Annotated in this window: 6 protein-coding genes and 2 tRNA genes; 6 read left to right on the forward strand and 2 right to left on the reverse strand. The window is 52.4% G+C overall.

Going from position 1 to position 6,307, the window contains the following annotated elements; genetic code table 11:
* Nucleotides 1–252: 252 nt before the first annotated feature.
* The 3 genes from EV294_RS10825 to EV294_RS10835 all read left to right on the forward strand — a co-directional run bounded on the left by EV294_RS10825 (nucleotide 253) and on the right by EV294_RS10835 (nucleotide 4,045).
* Nucleotides 253–2,067, forward strand: coding sequence for a DEAD/DEAH box helicase (locus EV294_RS10825; RefSeq protein ID WP_132307169.1), 1,815 nt, complete (start codon nucleotides 253–255; stop codon nucleotides 2,065–2,067).
* Nucleotides 2,064–3,002, forward strand: a complete 939-nt coding sequence (locus EV294_RS10830; RefSeq protein WP_132306604.1) for a YqhG family protein — start codon at nucleotides 2,064–2,066, stop codon at nucleotides 3,000–3,002. Before EV294_RS10825 ends, EV294_RS10830 begins: the two co-directional genes overlap by 4 nt.
* Before the next feature lie 152 nt (nucleotides 3,003–3,154).
* A complete protein-coding gene (locus tag EV294_RS10835; RefSeq protein WP_132306606.1) occupies nucleotides 3,155–4,045 on the forward strand; it encodes a hypothetical protein in 891 nt (296 codons plus the stop codon).
* Here EV294_RS10835 and EV294_RS10840 read toward each other — a convergent pair.
* A complete protein-coding gene (locus tag EV294_RS10840; RefSeq protein WP_132306608.1) occupies nucleotides 4,042–4,230 on the reverse strand; it encodes a YqzE family protein in 189 nt (62 codons plus the stop codon). The two genes, EV294_RS10835 and EV294_RS10840, sit on opposite strands and share 4 nt — an antisense overlap.
* A 145-nt stretch (nucleotides 4,231–4,375) precedes the next feature.
* On the opposite strand from EV294_RS10840, the gene EV294_RS10845 reads away from it, so the two are divergent.
* Nucleotides 4,376–5,086: an N-acetylmuramoyl-L-alanine amidase family protein gene (locus EV294_RS10845; RefSeq protein ID WP_132306610.1), complete on the forward strand. Its 711-nt coding sequence runs from the start codon at nucleotides 4,376–4,378 to the stop codon at nucleotides 5,084–5,086.
* Here the strand turns inward: EV294_RS10845 and EV294_RS10850 are convergent.
* The gene (locus tag EV294_RS10850) at nucleotides 5,051–5,878 is read right to left on the reverse strand and encodes a divergent polysaccharide deacetylase family protein (protein ID WP_132306612.1); all 828 of its coding nucleotides are present in this window, start codon (nucleotides 5,876–5,878) and stop codon (nucleotides 5,051–5,053) included. The two genes, EV294_RS10845 and EV294_RS10850, sit on opposite strands and share 36 nt — an antisense overlap.
* A 125-nt stretch (nucleotides 5,879–6,003) precedes the next feature.
* Between EV294_RS10850 and EV294_RS10855 the strand changes: the two genes are divergently transcribed.
* Nucleotides 6,004–6,090, forward strand: a tRNA-Leu gene (locus EV294_RS10855).
* Nucleotides 6,091–6,212: 122 nt separating this feature from the next.
* A tRNA-Leu gene (locus tag EV294_RS10860) sits at nucleotides 6,213–6,299 on the forward strand.
* Nucleotides 6,300–6,307: the final 8 nt, after the last annotated feature.

Raw genomic sequence — 6,307 nt, forward strand, 5'->3', positions numbered from 1 at the left:
CATACACACCTCTTATCGCATGTGTCGGGCACCATATATTGTGTGTACTGCTTATTATACTATACTACATATCGGTATCCACAGCTGTTTTTACCTATTTCGCCGCTTTTCTCCGCTTACATTGGCTATTCTCTTTCTATTGCTTGTCTTATCGCTAATTTTACTGCTTATTTACTAAGATTTGATGAAAAAGGTCATACTATTGACAACTATCTCTATTCGCAAAAGGAGCTGCCTATCGTGACCTTTACTATGAATGATCAGGCGAATGTGAATCCCGCCTCTACGGAAGCTAATACGGTCCGGCGCAAGCTTCATCCGCTTGTCGACCTGCAATGTGACCGCACCTGGTTCGACGAGCTTCAGAACCGGGTCGCCAAGAACGGTCCATGGGATGATTGGACGCTCTATCAGCTGACCATGGAAGCCGAGCAAGCCAAGCGGGTCGACAGCTTTGAGCAGCTGCAATGCTTGCGCACGCTCCCATCGTTCGAACCGATGCCGCATCAGGTGGATACGGCGCGCAAGGTGGTTCACGAGATGGGCGGCCGCGCTATTCTCGCCGATGAAGTCGGACTTGGCAAAACGATCGAGGCCGGACTGGTCATCAAGGAATACATGGTGCGCGGTCTCGTCCGGAAGGCTCTTATTCTTGTTCCCGCTTCCCTCGTCCTGCAATGGGTGAGAGAGCTGAATTCGAAGTTTGGCATCTCCGCCGTCGCGCAAAAGAAGGAGCATACCTGGCAATACGATGTTGTCGTCGCCTCCATAGACACGGCCAAGCGTGATCCGCACCGCGAGATTATTCTGGGCCAGGATTACGACATGATCATTATCGACGAAGCGCATAAGCTCAAGAACAAAAAGACGACAAACTACCAATTTGCCCTCCAGCTCCGAAAAAAATATTGCCTTCTTCTGACGGCAACTCCGATTCAGAACGATCTGGATGAGTTATATAATCTTATCACGCTTTTGAAGCCAGGCCAGCTAGGCGGTCAAAGCGAGTTTGCAGCGAACTTCGTGGTCGACAAACGCCTGCCGAAAAATGAAGATCAGCTGCAGGATGCGCTGTCCACCGTCATGATCCGCAACCGGCGCGGAGACGGCGGCATATCGTTCACCAAGCGCGTCGTGAAAAATATTCCGCTGGAGCTGTCCTCGGAAGAGAAGGCTCTCTATGACGCGGTTACGGCATTCGTTCGGGACCGTTACAAGGAAGACGGCGTAGATATGATGAGCATGCTCCCGCTAGTTACGCTGCAACGCGAGGTATGCAGCAGCCGGGACGCCGTGTTTATTACGCTTGTTAATCTGTTCAAGAAGACGGCCGAGGATTCCCCGATCCGTCCAAAAATCTGGGAATTGGTTGAATTTATTAAACAGATCAAAGCCAATACAAAAGCCGAAAAAGTAATGGAGCTTATTCAGCAGATTAACGACAAAGTCATCATCTTCACCGAGTACCGGGCATCGCAGGAATACCTGCTGCAGTTCTTCCGCTCGCACAATATATTAGCCGTGCCGTACCGGGGCGGCATGAACCGCGGCAAAAAGGACTGGATGATGGATCTGTTCCGCGGCCGCGCCCAAGTGCTTATCGCTACCGAAGCCGGCGGCGAAGGGATCAATCTGCAGTTCTGCCACAACATGATTAACTTTGACCTCCCATGGAATCCCATGCGCGTCGAGCAGCGGATCGGCCGCGTTCACCGGCTTGGGCAGAAGGAAGACGTCAAGATCTATAATCTGTGCACGCTCGGGACCATCGAAGAGCATATCGTTAACCTGCTGCATGAGAAGATCAATCTGTTTGAGCTTGTCATCGGGGAACTCGACCATATTCTGGAACGGTTCGAATCGGATGCCGGCTCCATCGAGCAGCAGCTGGCACGAATGCTGCTCGAATCCGAGGGAGACGCCGTTCATCTGGAACAAAGGCTGAGTCATCTGGGTTCCACCCTGTCCAAGCTTCGTGATGAGACGGAATCGCCGGAGACGCCCCAAGGGCCAACCATCCTCTCCCAAATGACCGCGCTGGGCCAGAAAGTCGAGGTGAGACCGTGAATTCCAAGCAGGTTCATAAATATGTACAGCGTTTTCTTGAGGCTACCCAATGCTCGATACTGGAGAAGTCGCCTGCTCACTTCACGGTTAAGCTCTCTCCTGCCGCCGACCGTGAACTGACGAACCGCCCCTTCTACTGGAGCTTTGTTGACCGTACCGGCTCCGAACCGGAGACAATGACATATCTGTTCGTCACCGACAAGGATAAATACGAGGAGGAGTTTGCCGCGCCGGCGGCTGCGCCAGCACCGGGCCCGGTTACGAATGCGGTGGATGCGGCGCTAAACCGCTCCCTCGGCTTCGTAAACAACAACTTGGCAGGCGGCATCCGTACGCCAAGGGAAGATCTCTATTTCGGCTCCCGCAAGCTGGAGCAGCTGTTTGGCGCAGCCAAAAACTCGGGCAGCTACGTGAACCTGTTCCAGGAACCGGAAAGGCGGTCCAGCACTCCGTTCCAATCGACACCCTACACCGCCTGGCTCGGGGTTAATATGCGCGTCGAATTCGCGTGCGACAGGAAGCGCGAGGAAATTCACAGCTACGGCGTCTCTCTCGCAACGGGATTGGTGGTCGAGAATTTCTACGACCGGCTTAAAAATTTGAAGCTCACGCCGCGGCTGCCCTCGAATATCCATTTGACCCGCAACGGCCTGTCCTATGCAAAGGCATTGGGCGTTATCGAGACAACGCTGGAACGCAAGCTCAGAAATTACGACTATGCTTGGGCTGCTGATGCTGCGGCAAGGCTGGAGGAAGAGCTCGACAGAATCCGGCATTATTACGATCCGATGATCAAGCATGCCGAAGAAAATGCCAAGGAAGCCATCGAAGAGCAATTCAACCAGCGCCAGACCGAGATCAAATGGCAGTATGAACCGCGGGTGACGGCTTCCGCCATTAACTGCGGTATTTTCCACCTGGAAGGCATTGAATAGAGACAATCAGACGGCATTCGCATCAATACGCCAAAAATAGAACGACCGATTGATCTGCGCCCGCGACAGGTTCCAACAGCCTTCTGCGGGCTTGTCCCATATAATGAGATCATGTCAGAAACGGATGCAAAAGAAAGAAAGGATGTGCCAGGGTGAATAAGTGGATTCGACATACGGTTATTGCCGCATTGGTGGTGTCAACATTCCTTGTCACGGCTCAAAGCCTTCAGGCGGAATCGATTCCGTCCGCGACGGTTCAACAAGAAACGGAGCTTCAATCCACCGTACGCGGCTGGATGGACGAGCTTGCCAAGTTACCGGAGTTCAAAGCGTGGAGTCATGCCGAATTTGCCGTATCGCCTCTTGGACCCGGCATGCACAGCTGGATTGCGATTGTAAAAGATAAAGGACAACCGGCCGGGTACTTGGTTATTCAAGCCAAGGAAAATGGCGGGTTTGCGCTTGGGGAATACGGTAAGGGGGAATACTTGTTTGACCAGACTACGCTGCGCCAATCCCTTGCCCAGCTGGAGCTTCTCTCCTCCTTGCCGGATTCGAACCAAGCTTTGTATATTCATCCGTTGCTCGCCGTCTGGGACGTTAGCGGCTCAACGGAAGACACGTATTTGGACGGTATGAGCGGCGAGTGGCTCCCGTTGCAGCAGGATACTTGGGAAAAAACCGCCAAAGCGGAAGAAGGACTTGCCTCGCGTTACGCCCTTCAAGGCAACACCTTGATTGTGAGAGCCGTTAAAAGCCGTTCTTTTGATCCGTACAATGAAATGCCGTGGCTTACGGAAAAACCGATTACAGCGTCCGCCGAGGATACCGGCATCGTGCTCAAAGCTTTAAGCTCCACAACGCCTCTCCGCTTTACAGTAGAGCGCTTTAATAAGGAGATGCTTTATGTGTGGTCGGTAACCGGCTATCACAACTGGGGCGACGGCAATGTCTATGCCGCCCTGGAAACAGATGAGCTCGGCAGCAGCACAAGGTACATTCCCCTCAAGCTTCTTGCCGAGCTCGGTCACTTCTATCGCTAACGTTCCGTACGGCCTCTCCACCATAACAATACGCTGGCGCCGCCCCATCCAAACCAGCGCGACAGCCAATGCTCCCTTGCAGCCTTGGCTGTCGCCTTCGCCGCTTTGCGTTCATCCCTCGGCGTCTCGATGTAGTTCACAAATTCCACGGTCATATATTTAATCAGATCATGTCCATTTGCCACTTCGATCACCTCTTCGGTTTATTTGTTACTAGAAGTTTGCCCGGAATGTCCAGATCGTAAACATGCATGAGTTTTCCTTCAATAAGCCACGCTATCGATAGCTGCTTTACGCGCAAGTCTTGGCCTATTGAAGGAGGAATTCAAATTGTTTGTCGTGCGTGTTATGGTTTTTGCGTTAATCGGCTTGCTTTGCCTTGCGCCCGAGCTGTCAGCTGCCTTTCCGGAAAACAAACAGCAAATCGCCAATGCGCCCGAGGACGGTTGGACGATGCCTTCGGCTATTGTGTTGATTGATGCCGGACACGGAGGAATTGACGGGGGCGCATCAGCCGGGAATACCTTGGAAAAGGATATCAATCTGGCCATCGCCCAGAAGCTTTACCTACTTCTTAATAGTCAGGGGATCCCGGCCGTACTGAATCGTACCGGCGATTATGCGCTAAGCGAAGACAACCGATGGCATGTGAGCAGATCGCGGCATAAGCGCGATTTGTCGCAACGCCGCCAGTTAACCGACGAGATCGAGACCACCATGCTGGTCAGCCTTCACGTGAACTGGACCAAGGACCGATCCAAGCATGGTCCGCTAGTGCTGCATCAGTCTACCGGGGAAAGCGCGCTTCTTGCATTTTGCATACAGGATACGCTGAACAGACAACAGCAGACCGCCTTTTACCCGAGGGAGGGCAAGCCTTTCTATTTGCTGCGCAAGGTGGACCAGCCAGCCGTCATTGTCGAAATGGGCTTTATCAGCCATGAAGGCGACCGTACAATGCTCACAGATCCTCGGGAGCAGCTGCGCGTAGCGTCGGCAATCGCCTCAGGGATTCGGCAGTATAAATGGATCACCCGATAACGAAGGCACCAGCTGCGACAGCTTAACGAATTGAACCTGGCCGTCCGATTGCATCGTCGGAATGGATGCTTTGAGGACGGCTGCCGTTTTTTTGCCCGGAGGTCCAACATGACCAATAACGATGCAAGTATCATGGGATTCCAGATGCTTCTTCGCAATCGTCATTTGTTTCGACACATGCTGCTCCGTATACACGTCATCAAGGAATACGTTGTTTGCGAGTGCGGGCACGCCAAGCTCCTCGGTTACCTTGGGCACCACGGTTTTAAAGGTTGTACGGCTGTCGAGGAAAAATAATCCTCGCTCCTTGCAGACCGACAGGACAATCCGCATAATCCGTTCATCGGCCGTAATTTTGGAGCCCATATGATTGTTCATGCCTACCGCATAAGGAACGTTATCAATGGCGTCCTCTACCCGTTTCTTAATCTCGGCGTCGCTAAGGTCAGCCGTGATTGCCCCCGGGCCCAGCCAATTTTTTTGCCCTTTATTGGGCTCCATCGGCATATGCACAATGACGTCATGCCCAAGGCGATGCGCTTCCTCGGCATCCTTTTTGGTGGTAGGCATAAACGGCATAATTGCGACCGTAAATTTCACGGGCAGCTGCAGCATCTCTTCCGTGCCGTTCATTCCGTTGCCGAAATCATCAATGACAATCGCAAACTGTCTTCCGGACTCCGGTTGTCCTTCCTCTGCGGCCACCGCTTGCCCCGCTCCGGAAGGAATGATTAACACGAGTGCAATGAGCCAGATGACAGCTGCCCTTTTCGATTTGTTCACATCATACACCCTTTCCCTTTTATCCCCTTCATTGTTTGTCCAACCGAGGAAAAATATGCTGAATTTTGCAACTTTATTAGACGGGTTGACGAACGAAACCCGTACATGCTACCATTAGGGACGTATTAAGGCATGCGGTCGTGGCGGAATTGGCAGACGCGCTAGATTCAGGTTCTAGTGGTGTAACAGCCGTGGAGGTTCGAGTCCTCTCGACCGCACCATACATAAAGGGGTTCCAGCGCATGAGCTGGAGCCCTTTTCTTTGTTTTAACTTTTCCTTAACAAATGACTTGACTCATCTTATCCGTTAATGGTATGATATCTTTCGTTGGCAACAACATATGCGGTCGTGGCGGAATTGGCAGACGCGCTAGATTCAGGTTCTAGTGGTGTAACAGCCGTGGAGGTTCGAGTCCTCTCGACCGCACCATACATAAA

Origin of the sequence: Paenibacillus sp. BK033 (assembly GCF_004345425.1) — a bacterium.
Taxonomy (GTDB): domain Bacteria; phylum Bacillota; class Bacilli; order Paenibacillales; family Paenibacillaceae; genus Pristimantibacillus.